This window comes from Kribbella rubisoli (genome assembly GCF_004217145.1).
In the GTDB taxonomy this organism is placed as follows: domain Bacteria; phylum Actinomycetota; class Actinomycetes; order Propionibacteriales; family Kribbellaceae; genus Kribbella; species Kribbella rubisoli.
Genome location: NZ_SHKR01000014.1, coordinates 498368 through 519153, shown reverse-complemented (window position 1 = coordinate 519153; position 20786 = coordinate 498368). Strand labels below are relative to the sequence as shown.

Here is a 20786-nt window from a genome sequence, read left to right as displayed (position 1 = left end):
TGGGCGCATGACCTGGAGTACTGCGGATATTCCTGACCTCACCGGAAAACTGGCGCTCGTCACGGGTGCTACGAGCGGACTCGGGTACGAGACCGCGCTGGAGCTGCTGCGGCATGGCGCGGACGTGCTGGTCGCGGCGCGCAATCCGGAGAAGGCGGCGCGGGCTGCGGAGACGTTGACGCAGAAGGCCGGGAGAGCGCCGACCGTGCTCGAGTTGGACCTCGCTGATCTTGCGAGTGTCGAGAAGGCGGCCAACGAGGTCGGTACGTCGTACGAGCGGCTGGATCTGCTGATCAACAACGCCGGCGTGATGGCGCCGCCGTACCGGGAGACCGTCGACGGGTTCGAGCTCCAGCTCGGCACCAACCATCTCGGTCACTTCGCACTCACCGGCCGGCTGATGCCGTTGCTGGTCAAGGGCAGCCGTGTCGTGACGGTCAGCTCGTTCATGCACAAGACCGTTCGCGGCATCAGCAAGGCCGACCTTCGCCGGCCGGCGGGCAGCTACCGGAAGTGGGAGTCGTACGGGAAGTCGAAGCTCGCGAACCTGCTCTTCATGCTCGAGCTCGATCGCCGCGCGCGTGCTGCCGGGGTCGGCCTGCTGAGCGTCGGTGCGCATCCCGGGTACGCCTCGACGCACCTGCAGGCTGCTGGGCCTGAGCTTGCCGGCAATCTCCGTCAGGCGCAGCTCTGGGCCGCCGCGACCCGCCTCGTCGCGCAATCCGCCGCGGCCGGTGCGTGGCCGAGTCTGTACGCCGCGACGTACCCGGATCTGCGCCCCGGATCGTTCGTCGGACCGGGCTTCTTCGAGTACCGCGGTACGCCGAAGGTCGTACTGCCGACGCGGACTGCGCAGGACGCTGGGCTGGCCAAGGAGCTGTGGGACTGGTCTGTCGAGGCGACTGGGGTTGATCCAGCACTCACCGTGCCGAGGTAGTGACACAGCGGCAACTTTCTGGTTACCCTCCGGTAATTCCCGAACGCCGGAGGTTCCAGTGCGCAGACTTACGGTGGCAATCACCGGCGCCCTTGCGGTCGCTCTGACCCTGATCACGATCGGTCCGAGTGCTGATGCCAGCCAGACCGCGCCGGGCTTCAGCGCGGTATACCAGCGCATCCCCGGCGCCGGTGGGACCGAGATCGGCGCGGTCGTACTCACTCCGACCGGGCAGGGGGACGGCCCGTTCCCGCTCGTGGTGATGCCGTCGAGTTGGGGTGTGCCGAACGTGGAGTACGTCGGCCAGGGGACGAAGCTGGCCACGGCCGGGTTCCAGGTCATCTCGTACTCCAGCCGAGGCTTCTGGGATTCCGGCGGCGGCATCGACATCGCCGGACCGCCGACCGTCGCCGACGTCAGCAAGGTGATCGACTGGGCCGGTCAGCACACGCCGGCCGACACCAGCCGGGTCGCTGCAGTCGGGATCTCCTACGGCGCTGGTACGTCGCTGCTCGCCGCCGCGAAGGACTCGCGGATCAAGGCGGTCGGCGCGCTCAGCGGGTGGGCCGATCTGATCCGGTCGCTGGATCCGAACCACACCGTCGCGCTTCAGTCCGTCGCCGGTCTGCTTGCCCTGGGCAACATCACAGGCCGGCCCGGGCCGGAGATGGCTTCCCTGCAGACGAAGTTCGTCACCGGTGACTTCGACGGTGCGATCGCGGAGGCGAGTCAGCTCTCGCCGGCGCGGTCCGCGGCGACGATGGTAGACCAAATCAACGCGAAGAAACCGGCTGTGTTCCTGGCGAACGCGTTCGAGGATTCGATCTTCCCGCCGTCGCAGTACACGGACTTCTTCACCAGCCTGACGGGGCCGAAGCGGCTGCTGCTTGCGCATGGCGATCACGCGACGCCGGAGGTGACGGGAGCGCTTGGTCTACCAAATGAGACGTGGGACGAGCTTGTCGACTGGCTGCGCCACTACCTGACGGGTGCGGACAACGGTGCGGACGCCGAGCCGCCGGTGCAGCTGAAGTCGCAGCGTGGCACGTGGCGCGGGTATGCCAATTGGGCGGCGGTCGGGCAGCCGCGGACGTCGTACATGACCAAGGCAGGAGCGCTGCAGGGTGGTGCGTCGACTGGGTGGAGTCGGTCGATCGGAGCTGGTATACCAACGGTCGCGGATAGTGGGGTGGCGCTCGTATCCGGTGCGCTGCAAGGGCTGCTGTCGATTCCGACGGGTGTTGTGACTCCCTTGGTGGACAGGTCGTTCGCCGGGGTCTGGTCCGGGCCGGCGTTCAGTAGCGCGACGGTTGTGAATGGTATGCCGAAGTTGCATGTCACCGTGAAGCCGTCGGCGGCCAGTACTTCGCTCTTCGCCTATCTGTACGACGTTGATGCGCTGGGGGTCGGGTCGTTGATGTCGCACAAGCCGTACACGCTGCGCGGTGCTACGCCGGGGAAGGCGGTGCCGCTCGACGTAGGGCTGGAGGCGACGAGTTGGGAGGTGCCGGCCGGGCACCACCTCGTGCTGGTGGTGGACACCGTGGATCCGCGGTATCTCGGGCGGAGCGTGATCGGGTCGACGGTGACGTTCAGTTCGCCTGCCGGTGATCCGTCGTGGATCAGCGTTCCGGTGGCGGCGTGAGCGTCAGCCGCCGAGGATTCCTCGGCTTCACCGCGGCCGCGCTCGCTCCGATCCACCAGGCCGCGACCCGCGAAGCACCCGAACCGGGCGCGCCGAGCCCGGAGGCGCACGGCCGAGAGCCTGCAGGCGGTCAGGTGGAGGACCGCACGTTGTATCTCGGGACGTACGGGGACAGCATCGGCATCGCGACGTACGACGAGGCCGGGAAGATCAGCCCGGCCGGCAGCATCGCTGGTATACCAAACGCGTCCTTCGTGATCCGGTCCGGCAACTTCCTGTACGCCGTGAACGAGCAGGATGCCGGCGCCGTCACAGCGATCGACATCTCGGGCACCCCGCGAGTGCTGAATCGTCAACCCAACAAGGGATCCGGGCCTTGCCATGTCGCCAAGATCGGCGACTATCTGCTCAGTGCGAACTACGGATCCGGCGACATCGCGGTTCACCCGATCGCCGCAGATGGAAGCCTTGGGCAACAAACTGATCTGGTCAAGCACCAGGGCTCGGCGCCGCACGCGCACGAGATCGTGCAGGCGGGTCAGTACGTGCTCGGCGTCGACCTCGGCACGGACTCGATCTACACCTACACGCTCGCGGACGGGAAGCTCGGGCTGCAGCACCAGGCGAAGGTCAAGACCGGTGCCGGTCCGCGGCATTTGGTATTCCATCCGTCCGGCAACTACGCGTACGTCGCCGACGAGCTCGACAGCACGGTCACGATCTGCGGGTACGACGACGGCGTACTGACCGTGCTCGAGTCGCTCCCGGTGGGCGAAGGGGAGAACTATCCGGGGGAGGTGGTGATCTCCGCGGACGGACGCTTCGTCTACCTGACCAACCGCGGGCACAACAGCATCGCGATCTTCAGCACCGACGGCCCGCACCTCGAGCTCGTTGGTATACCAAACTGCGGCGGCGACTGGCCGCGGCACTGCGCGTTCGACCCGACCGGCCGCCTGCTCTTCGTCGCCAACCAGAAGTCGAACAACATCACCACGTTTGCGGTAGACCAAACGACCGGCGCCCTGACCCAGGCAAGCGACTTCAGCACGCCGACCCCGGTCTGCGTCAACGTTTGATCAGAAAGGGTTCGGGATGCGAAGTCCGGGCGTAACCCCGATCCTGGTAGGTACCGATCAGGGGAGGTGAGTGCGATGGCCGCACCGAGCCAGGTGCTCGCACCCCATTCGACGATCCGGTTCCGGCCGCCGCGGTTCGGGCTCGGCGGTTCGCATCTCGGCGAGCTGCCGGGCCCGGACGGCGACGCGACCGCGGTTGCCACCGTCGATGCGGCATACCAGGCGGGCATCCGGTTCTTCGACACGTCCCCGGCGTACGGCGACTCGGAACGACGACTCGGTACGGGGCTGCAGAAGCGCCCACGGGGTGAGTTCCTGGTGTCGACGAAGGTGGTCGGAGACGATCCGAAGACCTCGATCGACGAGAGCCGCGCGCAACTAGGACTCGCGATCGACCTCGCGTTCGCCCACGACGAGTCGGCCTACCCGAGGCTCGACCGGCTGAGGCGCGAAGGGATCATCAAGGCCGTAGGAGCAGTGTCGGACGACTGGCAGGAGCTCGACCGCCTGGTGCGCGACGTCGAGTTCGACTGCGTGCTGCTGACAGCGCAGTACTCGCTGCTCGACCGTACCGCCGTACCGCTGCTGGATCGTTGCCTAGCGCGCGGAGTCTCCGTCATCGTCTCCGGCGTACTCACACCACAGGTCCTCCACGCAGACACCGTCGAGTCCCGGCGCATCTCGGCAGTCTGCGAGCGGTACGGCGTTTCCCTCCCGCAGGCCGCACTCGCCTTTCCCAGCAGGCATTCCGCGGTCACGTCAGTATTGATCGCGGCATCGTCACCGGCCGAGATCCGCGCCGACGCAGCACTGGTCCGCCAGCCCGTACCGGAGAAGCTCTGGCGGGATCCGGAGTTGCTGCGCTTGCTATCCTGACGAGAGGAGTTCACGGCAAGCGGGCTCCCCGGACGAGCGGCGCCGTACCCGGTCTGTCAAGACGGCGCCCCACCCTGACGGAGGGGGTCGTCCTCATGCACGTACTCGACGTTCTCGAGATCGTTGGCGCGGTCACCATTCTGCTCGCGTTCGCCGCCGCTCAGGCAGGTCGCCTGCGCCAGCGGACCATCACCTACCAGCTTCTCAACCTGATCGGCTCAGGAGTCCTCGCCACCATCGCCGCGATCCAGCTCTCCTGGGGCTTCCTGCTGCTGGAGGGCAGTTGGGCCGTCATCAGTCTGATCGGCCTGCTAACCCTGAAACGACGGCAACAGACCGACTAGAACTTGTCGCCCGGGTTCGTCGCCGTGCCCGTGCCCGACGGGAGCGTGGTCGGGATACCGGTCGGGACCGGGCTCGGGCTGACCGTGATGGACGGTGAGGTCGAGCCGGTGCCCGGCGGCGGCGTGGTCGGCGTGACGGTGACGGTGGCCGTGTTCGTCGGTGTCGGGATGACGGGTTCCGGCTCGAGCGGCGCCGCGTGGCGGAACAGCAGCCACGCCAGGAAGACGGCCAGCGCCATGATCAGCGCCATCGTCAGCAACGCGAACGCGAGCGCCCACCGCGATGCCGGGCGCAGAGCGTTCGGCCACGGCAGCGGCCAGATCCGGAACAGACCAGGACGCCGGCGGCTCTCCCAGTAGTGACGGAACTCCGGCCCGCGCAGCTTGCCGATCTGCGGGATGCGATCCATCAGTACTGCGGACAGGATCTCCTCGCCGCGACGCTCCGCGATCAACCGCTCGTCGGACGCCGCGCTCGACCCGTCGTCCTCCCGGATCGGCCCGACCGCGACCCAGAGCGCGAGGTCGTCGTCATCGCCGTCGTTGTGGCCCAGTACGGCTTCCTCGGGCAGGTCGTCGACGGCGTACACGAACCGGTCGCGGGCGGCCGCGTCGTCCGCGGAGCCCTCGGTCATCATCGCGACGACGACGTTCCGGCCGGCCTCGTCGCTGGCCGTGTAGAGGTAGCCGGCGGCGTTAGCGCCGAGCCGGCCGCGGAGCCAGAACTCGCCGACCCGCGGCGGGTCCTCCGGTTGCAACGGGAGAGCTTCCGGAATCTCCAGCGCACGGCGCTCCTCCGGCGGGTCCGCCGGCTGCACCTCGGTCTGGGATTCGGTCGCAGTCATCACCCCAATCCCACCACATCCCTGGTAGCACTGTCGCCACGGCCGTGCGGTAACGGTCGGCGCGCGCGATTTGGCTCGGAGGGGCAGGATGGGGGAGGACCCGGTGGGCCCTGCGCCCGCTGGCCCCGGTGATCTGATGGAATGACCGGTGTTGCGAAGTGGGGAATGACATGGTCCGCGCACGCGGGCCCCGGAAGGACATGCATGACCGAGACGACGATGCCCACGGGTGCCGTGGCCCAGCAGTCCAGGCTGATCGGCGAGGCCGTCGCTGAGGTCAAGCGGGTGATCGTCGGCCAGGAGCACATGGTCGAGACCCTGATGGTGTCGCTGCTCGCGAAGGGTCACTGTCTGCTCGAGGGCGTCCCGGGTGTCGCGAAGACGCTGGCCGTCCGCACCTTCGCAAGCGTGGTCGGCGGCACGTTCGCCCGGATCCAGTTCACCCCGGACCTGGTCCCGTCCGACATCGTTGGCACCCGGATCTACCGGCAGACCCGCGAGACCTTCGACATCGAGCTCGGTCCGACGTTCGTGAACTTCGTGCTGGCCGACGAGGTCAACCGCGCACCGGCCAAGGTGCAGTCGGCGATGCTCGAGCTGATGGCCGAGCGGCAGGTGTCGATCGGCGGCCAGACCTTCCCGATGCCCAAGCCGTTCATCGTCATCGCGACCCAGAACCCGATCGAGTCCGAGGGCGTCTACCCGCTGCCCGAGGCGCAGCGCGACCGCTTCCTGGTCAAGATCGACGTACCGCACCCGCGCGGGCACGAGGAGTTCGAGATCCTCCGCCGGATGAGCGTCGACCCGCCGGAGCCGCGGCAGGTGCTCAAGCCCGAGACGATCATGGAGCTGCAGCGCTCGGCCGAGCAGGTGTTCGTCCACAACCTGGTCGCGGAGTACGCCGTACGCCTGGTGATGGCGACTCGTACGCCGACCGACTTCCACCTGCCCGACCTGGAGCCGATCATCGAGCTGGGCGTCAGCCCGCGCGCGACCCTCGGCCTGATCGCCGCCGGCCGGGCGCTGGCGCTGATCCACGGCCGGGACTACCTGCTGCCGAGCGACATCCAGACCGTCGCACTCGACGTCATGGGCCACCGTCTCGGCCTGACCTTCGACGCGGTCGCGGACAACATCGACCCGCGGGCCGTGATCGAGCGGATCCTGGCCACCGTCCCGCCGCCGCAGCCGGTGTGGCGCGACGGAGCCGACGGCACGGGCCGCCCGGAGTTTGTGTAGTGCCGAACCGACGAGACCCGCGGGCTGCGATGACGATCTCGCAGCTCGCTCCCGAGCGTGCGTTGCGGCGGCTGGAGCTGACCGTCGTACGGCGCCTCGAGGGCTACCTGCACGGCGAACACCTGGGGCTGCTCCCGGGTCCGGGCACCGAGCTGGCCGAAGCGCGTGAGTATCAGGTCGGCGACGACGTACGACGGATGGACTGGGCCGTCACCGCGCGGACCACGATCCCGCACGTCCGCGACCTGATCGCGGACCGTGAGCTGGAGACGTGGGCGCTGGTCGACCTGTCCGGCTCGATGGACTTCGGTACGTCGACCCTCGAGAAGCGCGAGCTCGCTGTGGCGGCTGTCGCGACCGTCGGGTTCCTGACCCACCGCCTCGGTGACCGCTTCGGCGGGCTGATGCTGCGCGACTCGGCGCTCCGGCGCTGGCCGGCGCGATCCGGGCGGCTTGCGCTCTACGGCCTGCTGCGCGCGTTGCTCGCCGAGCAGTTCAGTGGTGACGAGGAGGCGCATCGCAGCGATCTCGCCGCGGCGCTGGAGTCGATGGCCCGGACCCAGCGCAAGCGTGGACTGCGAGTGATCGTGTCCGACTTCCTGACCCCGCAGGACGGTGAGGTCGCGAGCCAGATCGAGCCGTCCTGGGAACGCGCGATGCGCAAGCTGACCGCTCAGCACCAGGTGCTCGCGGTCGAGATCGTCGACCCGCGCGAGCTCGAGCTGCCGAACATCGGCGTCGTCACGATCGGTGACCCGGAGACCGGCGAGGTGCGCGAGATCGACACCCGGCGGCGCAAGGTCCGGGAGGCGTTCGCGGTAGCCGCTCTCGCACAACGGGAACGAACCAGGGCCGCTCTGCGTAGGGTAGGTGCGGGGCATCTTGTACTGCGGACCGACCGTGACTGGGTCGCCGACACCGTGCGGTTCGTGCTCGCCTACCGGCGAGTGGCGCCCCGCCTGCACCAACCGCCGAAGGGAGTGGCTCGCTGATGGAGTTCCTGTCTCCGGCCAGATTGTGGTTGCTGCTGCTGATCCCGCTGATCGTCGCGGGGTACATCTTCCTCCAGCACCGTCGCTCGCAGTACGCGTTGCGGTTCACGAATATCGCGTTGCTGGACCGGGTCGCGCCGCGGCGGCCGCAGTGGCGGCGGCACCTCGCCGTCGGGCTGGCGCTGCTGGCCGCGATGACCTGCATCCTGGCGTTCGCGCAGCCGAAGGACAAGGTCAAGGTGCCGCGTGAGCGGGCCACGATCGTGGTCGCGATCGACGTCTCGCTGTCGATGATGGCGACCGACATCGAGCCGAACCGGCTGGAGGCCGCGAAGGAGTCGGCGAAGGAGTTCGTCAACAACCTGCCGACGAAGTTCAACGTGGCACTGGTCAACTTCGCGGGTACGGCGTCGATCATCGTGCCGCCGACCACGGACCGGGCGACCATCGACCGGTCGATCGACGGGCTCGAGCTGGCCGAGTCGACCGCGACCGGTGAAGGCATCTTCACCTCGCTGCAGGCGCTCACCCAGGTCCCGCCGGATCCCGCGCACCCGAACGACCCGGCCCCGGCCCGCATCGTGATGCTGTCGGACGGCAAGCGCACGGTCGGCCGGACGGCGCAGGAAGGCGCGCAGGCCGCCAAGGCGAAGAACACCCCGGTGTACACGATCTGCTTCGGCACCGACTCCGGCTTCATCGAGATGGACGGCATCCGGCAGCGAGTACCACCGGACCGCACCGAGCTCCGCAGCATCGCCGAGACCACCGGCGGCGAGGCATACACCGCGGAGTCCGCGGGCGAGCTCAAGGACGTCTACAAGGACATCGGCTCCTCGGTCGGGTACGACGAGGTCGACAAGGAGATCACCGCCCGGTACGCCGGTATCGCGATGCTCTTCACGCTGGCCGCCGCCGGCGCCTGCATCGCGCTCGCGACCCGGTTCCCGTAATCAGCCCGGCCCGGGAGCCTCGCCGCTCGTCGACCTGAATCGCGACACGATGGTGATGTAGTTGACACGGCGAGGTTACTGGTGTTGAAGGTGCTCGTGGTGCAAGATGTACGAGTCTGCCAGGACTGACAGGTGTGTTTCGAGAACGCTGGGGAAGGCGCCCCTCGAGCACAGGAGGTCCCGGTGGCGACAACTCGTGGCGTTCTGTACGTCCACACGGTGCCGTCAGCGTTGTGCCCTCATGTCGAGTGGGCCGCGGGCGGCATCCTAGGCGTGCCCGTAAAACTGGATTGGACACCGCAACCAGCGGCCCAGGGCACGTACCGGGCCGAGCTGTCCTGGCAGGCCGAGGCCGGCACCGCGGCCAAGCTGGCATCCGCCCTGCGCGGATGGCAGAAGCTGCGGTTCGAGGTCACTGAGGAGCCGAGCAACGGCGTCGAGGGCGAGCGGTACTCGTTCACGCCGGAGCTCGGGGTCTTCCACGCGACCACCGGCGTGCACGGCGACATCATGGTGCCGGAGGAGCGGCTGAAGGCGGCCATGCTGAAGGCGGCCAGCGGCGAGGCCGACCTGACCGAGGAGGTCGAGCGTTTGCTCGGTCGCCCCTGGGACGACGAGCTCGAGCCCTTCCGCTACGCCGGCGACGGTGCACCCGTCCGCTGGCTCCACCAAGTTGTCTAAGCGGTTCCTGAGAACTTGAGAAGAAAGCCGTGAAGGGCGGAGCTTTCCGCGAACTTTTCGATGAGACTGAGCATCAGACTTCTACAAGGGTGGGAGGGGCCGTGGCCGCTGGGCCACCGGGTGTCGGGACACCCCCGGTGGTTGTTAACAACAGCGGCCGCACCACGTGAAGGGCACGGATCTACGGATCCGTGCCCTTCCAGCCGTCAAAACCGTTAAAGCGGAATGTTGCCGTGGTTGCCGCGGACAGTCCCGCCGGCCTCTGCCTTCGCCAGGGCGGTTGCCAGGGCGGTGCGGGTGCGAGTGGGCTCGACGACCTCGTCGACGACGCCGATCTCGCGGGCGCGGTCGATGCCGCCGGCAATCGTCTCGTGTTCGGCGGCCAGTTCGGCCTCGACCTGCGGCCGCAGTTCAGGGTCGACCTCGGCCAGCTTCCGGCGGTGCAGCACCCGTACAGCCGCGACCGCACCCATCACAGCCACCTCGGCCCGAGGCCACGCGAACACGCGGGTTGCCCCCAACGACCGCGCATTCATCGCGATGTACGCCCCGCCGTAGGTCTTCCGCGTCACCAACGTCACCCGCGGTACGACGGCCTCAGCGAATGCGTGCAGCAGCTTCGCACCCCGCCGTACGACGCCGTCCCACTCCTGCCCGACCCCCGGCAGATAACCCGGTACGTCGACCAGCACGACCAGCGGTACGCCGAACGCGTCGCACATCCGGACGAACCGCGACGCCTTCTCCGCCGATAGCGCGTCCAGGCAACCACCGAGGCGGAGCGGATTGTTGGCGATCACGCCGACCGTCCGCCCACCGAGCCGGCCGAGCGTGGTGACGATATTCGGCGCCCATCGCTGGTGCAGTTCGACCGAGGAAGCCCCGTCGAGCACCCCTCCGACCAGCGGATGGACGTCGTAGGCACGCTTGGCCGACTCCGGCAGGAACCCGGACAGATCCGTGTCCGGGATGTCCGTGGACATCGAGCCCTGGTTCGCGAGCAGGTCGGTGAGCCGACGGGCCTGCTCCAGAGCGGCCGTCTCGGAGTCGGTCGTGATGTGGACGACCCCGGAGCGCCGGCCGTGCGGCTCGGGCCCGCCGAGCCGGAGCATGTCGACGTCCTCACCCGTGACCGAGCGGACCACGTCCGGCCCGGTCACGAAGATCCGTCCCTCGGGACCGAGGATGACGATGTCGGTCAGCGCCGGACCGTACGCCGCGCCGCCCGCCGCCGGGCCGAGCACGACGGAGATCTGCGGGATCTTCCCGGACGCCTGCGTCATCGCGTAGAAGATCTTGCCGACCGCGTGCAGGCTCAGCACGCCCTCGGCCAGCCGCGCGCCGCCCGAGTGCCACAGGCCGACGATCGGCACCTGCTCCTCGCGCGCGACCTCGTACGCCTTGACCACGACGTCGCAGCCCTCGTCACCCATCGCGCCGCCCATCACGGTGGCGTCCGAACAGAACGCGACGACCTTCGCCCCGGCGATCCGCCCTCGGGCCGCGATCATCCCCGACAGGTTGTCGGGGGTGATCAGCTCCAGGCTGCCCGGGTCCAACAGGTTCGTCAGCCGGGTGACCGGATTACGCGGGTCCACCTCACGGGGCAGTTTGGCGGGTTTCGCCGGGGCAACGGTCATGGGGTCCTCCGAAGGGAGTTACAGCGATTTGAACGCGATGGCGGCGTTGTGGCCGCCGAAACCGAACGAGTTGTTCAGCGCCGCGATGTCCCCTTCGGGCAGCTTGCGCTGCTCGGTCGCGACGTCAAGGTCGATCTGGTCGTCGAGCTTGTCCACGTTGATGGTCGGCGGCGAGACCCGGTTGTGCAGCGCGAGCACGGTCGCGACCGACTCCACCGCGCCGGCTCCACCGAGCAGGTGGCCGATCATCGACTTCGGCGCGGTCGCGACCGCGTGGTCGGCGTCCTTGCCGAGCGCCTGCCGGATCGCGAGCGACTCGGCGATGTCGCCCTGCGGCGTCGACGTGGCGTGTGCGTTGATGTGGAAGATGTCGGCCGGGGTCAGGTCGCCCTCGGACAACGCCCGCTCCATCGCCCGCCGCGCACCCGAGCCGGTCGGATCCGGCTGCGCGATGTCGTGGCCGTCGGCCGAGATGCCCGCTCCGGCGAGCTCGGCGTACATCTTCGCGCCGCGCGCCTTCGCGTGCTCGTACGACTCCAGGATCAGTACGCCGGCACCCTCGCCGAGCAGGAAGCCGTCGCGGTCGACGTCCCACGGACGCGAGGCGCGCTCCGGGTCGTCGTTGCGCTTGCTCAGCGCCTGCATCATCCCGAACGCGGCCAGCGGCAGCGCCATGATCGCGCCCTCGGAGCCACCGGCGATGATCACGTCCGCGCGGCCGAGCCGGATCTGGTCGAGCCCGAGCCAGATCGCCTCGTTGCCGGAGGCACAGGCCGAGACCGGGGTGTGTACGCCGGCCTTGGCGCCGAACTCCAGGCTCACGTACGCCGCGGACGAGTTCGGCATCAGCATCGGGATCGCCAGCGGCGACACCCGGCGCGGGTTCTGCTGCAGGGCGTCGTAGTTGGACAGCGTGGTGTGCAGGCCGCCGATACCGGAGGCGACTGCGACGCCGAGCCGCTCCTTGTCCATCCCGGAGTCCTCCAGGCCGGAGTCGGCCCAGGCCTCACGGGCGGCGACGACGGCGAGCTGCGCCGTCCGGTCCAGGCGGCGGGCCTTGACCCGCTCGATCACCTCGGTCGGGTCGACCGCGGCCGGTGCGGCGATCTGCACCGCCAGGTTCTGCACCCACTCGTCGGTCAGCCGCCGCGCACCGGAGCGTCCGGCCAGCAGCCCTTCCCAGGTGCTGGACACGTCGCCCCCGAGCGGGGTCGTGGCTCCGAGCCCAGTGATGACGACTCGGGTCTTCGACATGGTTACCTCATCCTTCACATGAGAGATCTGCGGTTGGGAGCGAGGGGTGTGTACTGCGTGGTGCTCATCGAGCCGGCATCGGCCGCAGCCCGATGAGCACCCGGGCCAGCACGGTTGACGGCGTACGTCAGCCGTTCTGGGCGCGCTCGATGAACGCGACCGCGTCGCCGACGGTCTTCAGGTTCTTGACCTCGTCGTCGGGGATCTTCACGTCGAACTTCTCCTCGGCGGCCACCACGACCTCCACCATGGAGAGCGAGTCGACGTCGAGGTCGTCGGTGAAGGACTTGTCCAGCTGGACGTCCTCCACCGGGATGCCGGCGATCTCGTTCACGATCTCGGCGAGGTTGGAACGGATCTCTTCGGTGCTGGCCATGTTCTCTGGTTCCCTTTCGGATTTCTGCTGGCTGTACAGCCGGTGCGGCCACCTGAGCCGCCCCGGACAACTATGGACTACGGCAGGCGGATGACCTGGGCGGCGTACACCAGTCCCGCACCGAAGCCGATGATCAGGGCGAGGTCGCCGCTCTTGGCTTCGCCGGCCTCCCGCATCGCGGTGATCGCGAGCGGGATCGACGCCGCCGAGGTGTTGCCCTGGCGCTCGATGTCGCGCGCGACCTTGACGTGCTCAGGTAGCTTCAGCGCCCGCCGCATCGCGTCGGTGATCCGCATGTTCGCCTGGTGCGGCACGAACAGGTCGAGTTGCTCGGCCTTCACACCGGCCACGTCGAGCGCCTGCTGCGCGGTCTTCGCCATCTCGAACGACGCCCAGCGGAACACCGGGTTGCCGTCCATCGTGAGGTGCGGCCAGTTGTGGTTGCCGAACACCTCCTGCCACGACTCCCGCTGGCTGATCACCTGGTGCTGCGTGCCGTCGGAACCCCACACCACCGGGCCGATCCCCGGTTCGTCGGTCGGTCCAACGATCGCGGCACCGGCGCCGTCGGCGAAGATGAACGCCGTACTGCGGTCGGTCCGGTCGGTGATGTCGCTGAGCCGCTCGACGCCGATCGCGAGCACGTACTTCGCGCTGCCGCCGCGGACCAGGTCGTTCGCCATCGCGACGCCGTAGCAGAAGCCCGCACAGGCAGCGGAGATGTCGAAGGCCGCAGCAGTCGGGGCGCCCACCGCGACCGCGACCTGGGTCGCGATCGCCGGCGTCTGGTACAGGTGGGTGACCGTCGAGACGATCACGCAGCCGATCTCGGACGGGTCGATTCCGGAGTCGGCCAGCGCGCCCTTGGCCGCGTTCACCGACATCATCAGCACGGTCTCGTCGTCGCTGGCCCAGCGCCGCTCCTTGATCCCGGAGCGGGTCTGGATCCACTCGTCGCTGGAGTCGATCTGCTCGAGGATCTCGGAGTTCGGCACGATGCGCCGCGGGCGGTACGACCCGATGCCGAGGACTCCGGCGTACGTCGAACCCGTCGACGCCGTGATCATGCGGGGCTCCCGGCCGGGTGCAGGCGGACCAGCGGCTGCCCCGGGGCGACCGGGTCGCCTTCCTCGGCGAGCCACTCGACCACGATGCCGCCGTGCGGAGCGGTGACAGCGACCTCGTCGCGCAGGCTCTTGACCGTCGCGACCACCTCGCCGGCCTCGACCTTGTCGCCGGTCTCGTGGGGGGTCTGCTCGGCGCGGGTGAAGGTGCCCTTGATCGGGGCGACCAGCAGGCGCCACGTCGGGGAGGCGTCGATCTCGGACGGGCTGCCGTGCTTGTCCACGAACGCGCGGGCGTCGTCGAGCTGGTCCGGGGTCTTGAGCGCGAACGTCTCGACACCCTTCAGTGTACGCCGGGCGATGCCGGTCAGCGTGCCCGCCGGCGGCAGCTCGAGGATGCCGGTCACGTCGAGGTCCGACATGGTCTGCATGCACAGGTCCCAGCGGACCGGCGCGTTCACCTGGTTGACGAGCCGCTGCAGGACGTCCCGGCCGTCGTGGATGACGTGGCCGTCGCGGTTCGAGATCAGACGGGTCCGCGGGTCGTGGGTGCTGATCGCGGTCGCGTACTTCGCCAGCGTCTGCACCGCCGGCTCCATGTGCCTGGTGTGGAACGCGCCGGCGACCGACAGCGGGATCAGCCGGGTCTTGGCCGGCGGGTCCGCGGCCAGCGCGGCCAGCTCCTCAACGGTGCCGGCGGCAACGATCTGGCCGGGGCCGTTGTCGTTCGCCGCGGTCAGGCTGTGCTCGGCGAGCTTGGCCAGGACCTCCTCGCGGTCACCGCCCAGGACAGCGGTCATCGAGGTCGCGGTCTGCGCGGCCGCGGCAGCCATCGCCTTGCCGCGCTCGCGGACCAGGACCATCGCCTGCTCGGCGGTCAGCACACCGGTACCGGCCGCGGCGGCGAGCTCACCGACGCTGTGGCCGGCGACCGCGCCGACCTTGGTGAAGGCGTCGGCCGGGTGCGGGAACACCGCCAGCGCGGCCAGCATGCTGGACGCGACCAGCAGCGGCTGCGCGATCGCGGTGTCGCGGATCGTGTCCGCGTCGGCCGCCGTGCCGTAGTGGGCGAGGTCGAGACCGGCCACCGCGGAGAGCCAGTTCAGCCGGCTCTCGAACACGGGATCCGCCAGCCACGGCTCGAGGAATCCTGGGGTCTGGGCACCCTGACCGGGTGCGACGATGACGAGCACGTGCCCACTCTCCCTCAACAGGGCCCGTCGGGAGCCGCAGGGCGAGCACGAATTCTTCCGGGCCGGTTTGTAGGGATCCTACAAAACGGCTGTTCCGGGCTCCGGATTGAGCAGGCGACCCAAGGTCAGTGCGACACGCAATGTGAAAGCGTCGCGGGGATCCAGCGGGTTGTACGCCGTGATGTCCGCCACACGCTTGAGTCGGTACCGGACGGTATTGGCGTGGATGAACATCGCGCGGGCCGTCGCCTCGATCGATCCGCCGGAGTCGAGGTACGCCGAAACCGTGTCGAGGAGCACGCCATCGCCGACCGTGAGCGGGCCGTAGACCTCATTGGCGAGCTGGCGGCGGGCGTGGCCGTCTCCGGAGAGTGACCGTTCGGGCAGGAGTTCATCGGCCTGCACCGGCCGGGGGGCACCGGGCCAGGCGGCCGCGGCGCGGAGGCCGGCTACGGCGGCGCGTGCCGAGGTGACGGCCGACATCAGGTCTTTCACGACAGGGCCGACGACGATCGGGCCGGGTCCAAACCATTGGGCCAGTTTTTGTACGATCTCGACAGGTTTGCTCGTACCGCCGAGTACCACGACCAGGCGGTCGCCCTGGATCGCGCAGAGCGCGTCGGCGCCGGCCTCACGGGCTGCGTTCCTGACCATGTCGGCGACGTGCGAAGCCGTTTGGGCGTCCTCGGCGCTCTGGGCCCGTCCGACGACAACGGCCACCTCGGCCGACCCCGTCGTACCGGCGGCTCCGGTCCAGCCGAGGGCGGAGGCGCGGGACCGGACTGATTCGTCTGCCTCGCCGCGGATCACCGAGTCGACGAGGAGGGCCTCCAGCCGGGCGTCCCAGGCGCCGCGCATCTCGGCGGCCTGCGCGTAGACGGTAGCGGCGGCGAAGGCGACCTCGCGGGCGTAGCGCTGGATGGCCTCGTGGACGATCGGTACGTCGTCGGGCGGTAGCAGCGTGCCGATGGTGGTCTCGATGGTTTCGATCGTCGTCCGCACCAGGTCAACCGTCTGGTGCAGCGAGATGACCCGGGTGAACTCGCGCGGCGCGGATCCGAAGATCCGGGTCGGCATCGAGGAGTGCGCCTCGGGATCGCGGAACCATTCGACGAACGCCGAGATCCCGGACTGCGCCACCAGCCCGATCCAGGACCGGTCCTGCGCCGAGAGCTCCCCGAACCAAGGCAGCTTCTCCTCCATCGCAGCCATTGCCGCGGTGGCGAGCGCCCCGGTCGCGCCCTGCAACCGCTCCGCCCGCGCCACGTGCGCACCCTTCGCCACGGACCGACCATAGACCCCGGATCCCCAGGCCATCACAATCGCAGCTCCGAGGCCGGGTCCCGCCTGGCCCCGGGCCGTAGGCCCGATTGTGATGGCCTGGGGATCCGCGCTGCCATGATGGGTGCATGACGGACAAGGCGGGCGTGGAGGACGCGATCGCGGCGTTGCGCGCGATCGGGTATTACCTCGAGCGGGACCGGCAGCCGACGCACCGGGTGAAGGCGTACCGGCGGGCCGCCGACACGATCGCCGCGCTGCCGGCCGCCGAGGTGCGTGCTCGCCGCCGGGCCGGGACGCTGACCGAGATCGCCGGTATCGGCCCGAAGACCGAGGCCGTCATCGTCGAGGCGATGGACGGCGCGACCCCGTCGTACCTGGTCAAGCTGGAAGAGGCTGCGGGGGAGCTGACCACGGCGGGCAACCAGCTGCGGGCGGACCTGAAGGCCGACCTGCATCTGCACTCCGAGTGGTCCGACGGTGGCAGCCCGATCGAGGAGATGGCGCGTACGGCGCATCGCCTCGGCCACTCGTACGTCGCGCTGACCGACCACTCGCCCCGGTTGACCGTCGCCAACGGGCTGTCCCGCGAACGCCGGCTGCAGCAGCTCGAGGTCGTTGCCGAGCTCAACAAAAAGCTCGCCGACGAGCTGGACGGGTTCCAGATCCTGAACGGGATCGAGGTCGACATCAACGAGGACGGCACGCTCGACTGCGACAGCGAGATCCTGGCGCGGCTCGACGTGGTCGTCGCGAGCGTGCATTCGAAGCTCCGGATGGCGTCCGAGCCGATGACCGAGCGGATGGTCCGCGCGATCGCGAACCCGCATGTCGACATCCTCGGCCACTGCACCGGCCGGTTGATCACCGGCGGCCGCGGTACCCGGCCCGAGTCGGAGTTCGACCCCGAGGTGGTCTTCGAGGCCTGCCGCCAGTTCGGGACGGCGGTCGAGATCAACTCGCGGCCCGAACGCCTCGACCCACCCAAACGCCTGCTCTCGATGGCCGTCGAGATGGAGTGCATGTTCTCGATCGACACCGACGCGCACGCGCCCGGTCAGCTCGACTGGCAGGTCTACGGCTGCGAGCGCGCCGAGGACTGCGGCGTCACGCCTGACCGCGTCATCAACACCTGGGACCAGCAGCAACTCCTGGAATGGACCGCATCATGAGTGATCTCGAGAAGGATCCGGCGGAAGTCATCGGCACCGGGGATTGCGAGGGCCCCGCGCTGGAGCTGCTCGAAGGGCGCGAGGTCGTGCTCGGACGATCGACGACGGTACGCCGGCTGCTGCCCAACAAGAACCGTCGCATGGTCGGCGCGTGGTGCTTCGTCGACCACTACGGCCCGGATGATCTGACCCAGCGCGTCGACTCGTACGACGTACCGGGGGAGCGCGGCATGCAGGTGCCGCCGCATCCGCACACCAGCCTGCAGACGGTCAGCTGGCTGTTCGAAGGCGAGATCGAGCACCGCGACAGTGTCGGATCGCATGCGTTCGTGCGGCCCGGCGAGCTCAACATCATGACCGCGGGCAACGGGATCGCCCACTCCGAGATCTCGGCCCCGACCGCGCCGCCGATGCTGCACGGAGCGCAACTGTGGGTCGCACTTCCCGAATCGGTGCGTACGACGACCCCGCCGGCCTTCAACGCGTACGCCGATCTGCCGCAGCTCGACTTCGACGGCGCGCACGCCACGGTGATGATCGGCACCGTCGCCGGTGTCACCTCGCCGGCGCCCGCGTTCACTCCGCTCGTCGGAGCCGACATCACCATCGAGCCCGGCCGGACGCTGGCCCTGCCGCTCACCCCGTCCAACGAGTACGCCGTACTCGTCGTCGACGGATCGCTCACGGTCGGGGAGCTGGCCCCGGCGTTCGGCGAGATGGTCTACCTCGGCGCCAACCGCCAGTCGATCGATCTGGTTGCCTCCGACAACGGAGTTCGTTTCCTCCTGCTCGGCGGCGAACCCTTCGAGGAGCAGCTGGTGATGTGGTGGAACTTCATTGGCCGCTCTCACGAAGAGATCGTCGCCGCCCGGCAGTCCTGGCAGGATGCGATCAGCGGCGGCGGCAACGACCGCTTCCGGCCCGTCCCCGGCTACGACGGCGATCCGCTCCCGGCGCCACCGCTGCCGGCTATCGCACTGAAGCCACGACCGCGGGCGCGCTGACGCGGCGGCGGTAGTAGGCCCAGGTCAGGACCAGGAGGGCGGGGCCCCAGAGGTTCAGCGGGGTGTAGCAGGTGAGCATCAGGACCTTCCAGCCCGTGCTGGAGAACGGGATGAACTGGTCGGTGTAGGCGTTGCGGAAGGCGTACGTCCAGAGCGCGATCAGGGACAGGCCGCCCAGGGTCGCGGGGATGATCGCGGCGTACGGGTGAACGGCGCGGCCGCCGATGAGCGGGATCCAGCGCGGAGCGACCTCGCCCCAGCGGCTGACCATGCCCAGGGCTGTCAACGCGACCAGCTCGGAGAAGACCGTCAGGCAGACGACGTACACCTTGCCGCCGGCGCCTGCGAGCCGGGCGGCATTGCCGTCCGGGTCCAGCATGCCCATCGACGAGCCGAAGACCAGCCCGAGTCGCCACAACCCGGACGGCAGCACCATGAACGGGATGAGGTGCGCCAGGCGGTACGCCCAGCGGGGGACAGGACGCTCAGTTGTGTTCACCCAGACAGCATCCGGCCGACGGCCCTGCCGTCACCTCACCCGCCAGAGGGAATGCGCTCCCTCCGGAGGACCTTTCACAGCAGGTCGTGATCGCGGGCGTACGCCGCAGCAGCCGTCCGTGACGGTACGTCGAGCTTCGCGAAGATGTTGGTGAGGTGCCGGGCGACCGTCTTGTCGCTCAGCACCAGCAGTCCCGCGATCTCGGCGTTACTGTTGCCTACCGCAACTAAGCGCAGGACGTCCAGCTCCCGTCCCGTCAGCCCGCCAGTACTGCGACCGATCAGTTTCTCGGCCTCCTGGCGCGCCCCGGCTGCCCCGAGTTCGGCGAACGTCCGGCATGCTGCGGTCAGCTCAGCGATCGCCGAGTCCTCGTCCCCGAGCAATCGAACCGCCCGCCCGACGAGCACCTTCGCCCGAGCCATCTCGTACGGCGCCCGCAGCTCACCCCACAGCTGCACCGCCGTCCGCGCCAGCGGCAGCGCCCGATCGGCATCCTCGCCCGCCAAGGCGACGAGGGCCGAGCAGTACGCCGCCGACGCCCGTAACCCCGCACACCCGAACTCCTCGGCGATCGTCGACAACTGACCAGCCGCCAGCTCGGCCTCAGCCGGCTCATCGCCTGCGATCAGCACCTCGACCGCCCCCGCCAGCAGCCGCGACCGATGCACCGGATCACCGGTCTCCGCAAGCAGCCGCCGTACGGCGGCAATCGCGCCCGACACCCGCCCGCGCGCTGTCATCAGCAGCGCACGCCCCGGCTGCGCCTCGTACCCGTAGCTGGCCGCCTGGTCGTACGACGACTCCGCCGCCACGTACTCACCAAGGACCCGCAGTACGTCGCCACGCTCGCTCATCGCCAGCCCCGCCGCCGCGTCGTACCCCAACGCCGCATACCGCTGGCACGCGTCCTCGAACTCTGCCAGCGCCTCCGGGTACGCCGCATGCAGCCGCAGGATCTGCCCTCGATGGACGGCGCACTGCCCGGTGAACGGCACCAGGTCCGGCTGCGTGTCGCACCAGCGGGTAAGTGCGGTCGTCCACGCCGATGCCCGCGCGAAGTCGAGGACTTCCTGGCACGCGTCGATCATCGCGCAGTAGACCGTGCCCGCGAAGACCGGTGACAGCTCGCCGGCCGCGACGCCGACCATCGCTTCGTCCAGCGTGGCAAGGCCTTCCGGCACATGACCGGCGTACATCATCATCCGGCCCTTGCAGACCAGACCTTGCGCGAGCAGGTCCGGATCGCCGTGCCGACGCGCCACGCTGACGATCTCGTCGCCGGTCGCTACCGCGCCGGCGAAGTCGCCGCGATCCACGCAGCGGAAGAAGTCGTGGATCAGCAGGTACCCGCGTTCGACCACGTCGGCGGGGTGGTCGGCCAGCAACCGCTCGGCCCGTGCGGCCCACCCGCTGCCGACGGCGCCCTCGCCGCGGCCGTTGTGCACCCGGGCCAGCCAGAACGCGAACCGGACCGCGCCCAGCACCTCGCCGTTGTCGATCCGCAGCCGGTATCCGCGCTGCAGCGCCCGGATGCACGCGTCGATGTCGCCGAGCAGGAACGTGGCCATCGCCAGGGTCATCAGATCGTCCGCGCCGAGACCGACCGTCCCCGGATCACCGTCGGCCGCGGTCAGCCGGTCATACGCAGCGGCCCAGTCGCGTCGCTCGAACGCGATCCGGGCTCGCTGCAGATCGTCGACAATCCCCATCAG

The 20786-nt window shown here is 69.2% G+C and carries 20 protein-coding genes and 1 riboswitch; of the genes, 11 read left to right on the top strand and 9 right to left on the bottom strand.

Annotated features, from left to right (window positions below):
* The first annotated feature begins 7 nt into the window (after positions 1–7).
* The 5 genes from EV645_RS27990 to EV645_RS27970 all read left to right on the top strand — a co-directional run bounded on the left by EV645_RS27990 (position 8) and on the right by EV645_RS27970 (position 4881).
* Entirely contained in the window at positions 8–937 is a 930-nt protein-coding gene (locus EV645_RS27990) for an oxidoreductase (RefSeq protein WP_130446988.1), read from the top strand.
* Between the two features lie 58 nt (positions 938–995).
* A complete protein-coding gene (locus EV645_RS27985; protein ID WP_130446987.1) occupies positions 996–2582 on the top strand; it encodes an alpha/beta fold hydrolase in 1587 nt (528 codons plus the stop codon).
* Positions 2579–3661: a lactonase family protein gene (locus EV645_RS27980; protein ID WP_242000707.1), complete on the top strand. Its 1083-nt coding sequence runs from the start codon at positions 2579–2581 to the stop codon at positions 3659–3661. The genes EV645_RS27985 and EV645_RS27980 overlap by 4 nt, the downstream gene beginning before the upstream one ends.
* A 75-nt stretch (positions 3662–3736) precedes the next feature.
* Complete coding sequence (locus EV645_RS27975) at positions 3737–4537, top strand: aldo/keto reductase (RefSeq protein WP_130446986.1); 801 nt, start codon at positions 3737–3739, stop codon at positions 4535–4537.
* 5 nt (positions 4538–4542) lie between these two features.
* A riboswitch (guanidine-III (ykkC-III) riboswitch) is annotated at positions 4543–4608 on the top strand.
* Between the two features lie 24 nt (positions 4609–4632).
* Positions 4633–4881, top strand: a complete 249-nt coding sequence (locus tag EV645_RS27970) for a CBU_0592 family membrane protein (protein WP_130446985.1) — start codon at positions 4633–4635, stop codon at positions 4879–4881.
* Here the strand turns inward: EV645_RS27970 and EV645_RS27965 are convergent.
* Positions 4878–5726: a hypothetical protein gene (locus tag EV645_RS27965; protein WP_130446984.1), complete on the bottom strand. Its 849-nt coding sequence runs from the start codon at positions 5724–5726 to the stop codon at positions 4878–4880. The two genes, EV645_RS27970 and EV645_RS27965, sit on opposite strands and share 4 nt — an antisense overlap.
* A 204-nt stretch (positions 5727–5930) precedes the next feature.
* On the opposite strand from EV645_RS27965, the gene EV645_RS27960 reads away from it, so the two are divergent.
* From EV645_RS27960 to EV645_RS27945, 4 genes are all read left to right on the top strand, one after another.
* A complete protein-coding gene (locus tag EV645_RS27960) occupies positions 5931–6965 on the top strand; it encodes an AAA family ATPase (RefSeq protein WP_130446983.1) in 1035 nt (344 codons plus the stop codon).
* A 29-nt stretch (positions 6966–6994) separates the two neighbouring features.
* The gene (locus EV645_RS27955) at positions 6995–7957 is read left to right on the top strand and encodes a DUF58 domain-containing protein (RefSeq protein WP_130447314.1); all 963 of its coding nucleotides are present in this window, start codon (positions 6995–6997) and stop codon (positions 7955–7957) included.
* On the top strand, positions 7957–8910 hold the full coding sequence (locus EV645_RS27950) for a VWA domain-containing protein (protein ID WP_130446982.1): 954 nt from the start codon (positions 7957–7959) through the stop codon (positions 8908–8910). The genes EV645_RS27955 and EV645_RS27950 overlap by 1 nt, the downstream gene beginning before the upstream one ends.
* A gap of 183 nt (positions 8911–9093) precedes the next feature.
* Positions 9094–9591, top strand: a complete 498-nt coding sequence (locus tag EV645_RS27945; protein WP_130446981.1) for a DUF3145 domain-containing protein — start codon at positions 9094–9096, stop codon at positions 9589–9591.
* A gap of 215 nt (positions 9592–9806) precedes the next feature.
* Here EV645_RS27945 and EV645_RS27940 read toward each other — a convergent pair whose 3' ends face one another.
* From EV645_RS27940 to EV645_RS27915, 6 genes are all read right to left on the bottom strand, one after another.
* Positions 9807–11231 (bottom strand): carboxyl transferase domain-containing protein, encoded by a 1425-nt coding sequence (locus tag EV645_RS27940; protein ID WP_130446980.1) that lies wholly within the window; start codon positions 11229–11231, stop codon positions 9807–9809.
* Between the two features lie 18 nt (positions 11232–11249).
* Positions 11250–12485 carry a beta-ketoacyl-ACP synthase II gene (fabF, locus tag EV645_RS27935; protein WP_130446979.1) on the bottom strand — a complete coding sequence of 412 codons (1236 nt, stop codon included), beginning with the start codon at positions 12483–12485 and terminating at the stop codon, positions 11250–11252.
* Positions 12486–12612: 127 nt separating this feature from the next.
* On the bottom strand, positions 12613–12861 hold the full coding sequence (locus EV645_RS27930) for an acyl carrier protein (RefSeq protein ID WP_130446978.1): 249 nt from the start codon (positions 12859–12861) through the stop codon (positions 12613–12615).
* A gap of 77 nt (positions 12862–12938) precedes the next feature.
* The gene (locus EV645_RS27925; RefSeq protein WP_130446977.1) at positions 12939–13928 is read right to left on the bottom strand and encodes a beta-ketoacyl-ACP synthase III; all 990 of its coding nucleotides are present in this window, start codon (positions 13926–13928) and stop codon (positions 12939–12941) included.
* Complete coding sequence (locus EV645_RS27920; RefSeq protein WP_130446976.1) at positions 13925–15118, bottom strand: acyltransferase domain-containing protein; 1194 nt, start codon at positions 15116–15118, stop codon at positions 13925–13927. The genes EV645_RS27925 and EV645_RS27920 overlap by 4 nt, the downstream gene beginning before the upstream one ends.
* 78 nt (positions 15119–15196) lie before the next feature.
* Positions 15197–16402 carry a PucR family transcriptional regulator gene (locus EV645_RS27915; RefSeq protein WP_242000705.1) on the bottom strand — a complete coding sequence of 402 codons (1206 nt, stop codon included), beginning with the start codon at positions 16400–16402 and terminating at the stop codon, positions 15197–15199.
* Positions 16403–16527: 125 nt separating this feature from the next.
* Here EV645_RS27915 and EV645_RS27910 point away from each other — a divergent pair, with 125 nt between their 5' ends.
* On the top strand, positions 16528–17571 hold the full coding sequence (locus tag EV645_RS27910) for a PHP domain-containing protein (RefSeq protein ID WP_130446974.1): 1044 nt from the start codon (positions 16528–16530) through the stop codon (positions 17569–17571).
* Complete coding sequence (locus tag EV645_RS27905) at positions 17568–18575, top strand: pirin family protein (RefSeq protein ID WP_130446973.1); 1008 nt, start codon at positions 17568–17570, stop codon at positions 18573–18575. Before EV645_RS27910 ends, EV645_RS27905 begins: the two co-directional genes overlap by 4 nt.
* Here EV645_RS27905 and EV645_RS27900 read toward each other — a convergent pair.
* Together EV645_RS27900 and EV645_RS27895 are read right to left on the bottom strand one after the other, a co-directional pair.
* Entirely contained in the window at positions 18541–19074 is a 534-nt protein-coding gene (locus EV645_RS27900; RefSeq protein ID WP_242000704.1) for a hypothetical protein, read from the bottom strand. The genes EV645_RS27905 and EV645_RS27900 overlap by 35 nt on opposite strands.
* A 74-nt stretch (positions 19075–19148) precedes the next feature.
* Positions 19149–20783: a helix-turn-helix transcriptional regulator gene (locus tag EV645_RS27895; protein WP_130446972.1), complete on the bottom strand. Its 1635-nt coding sequence runs from the start codon at positions 20781–20783 to the stop codon at positions 19149–19151.
* Between the last annotated feature and the right edge of the window lie 3 nt (positions 20784–20786).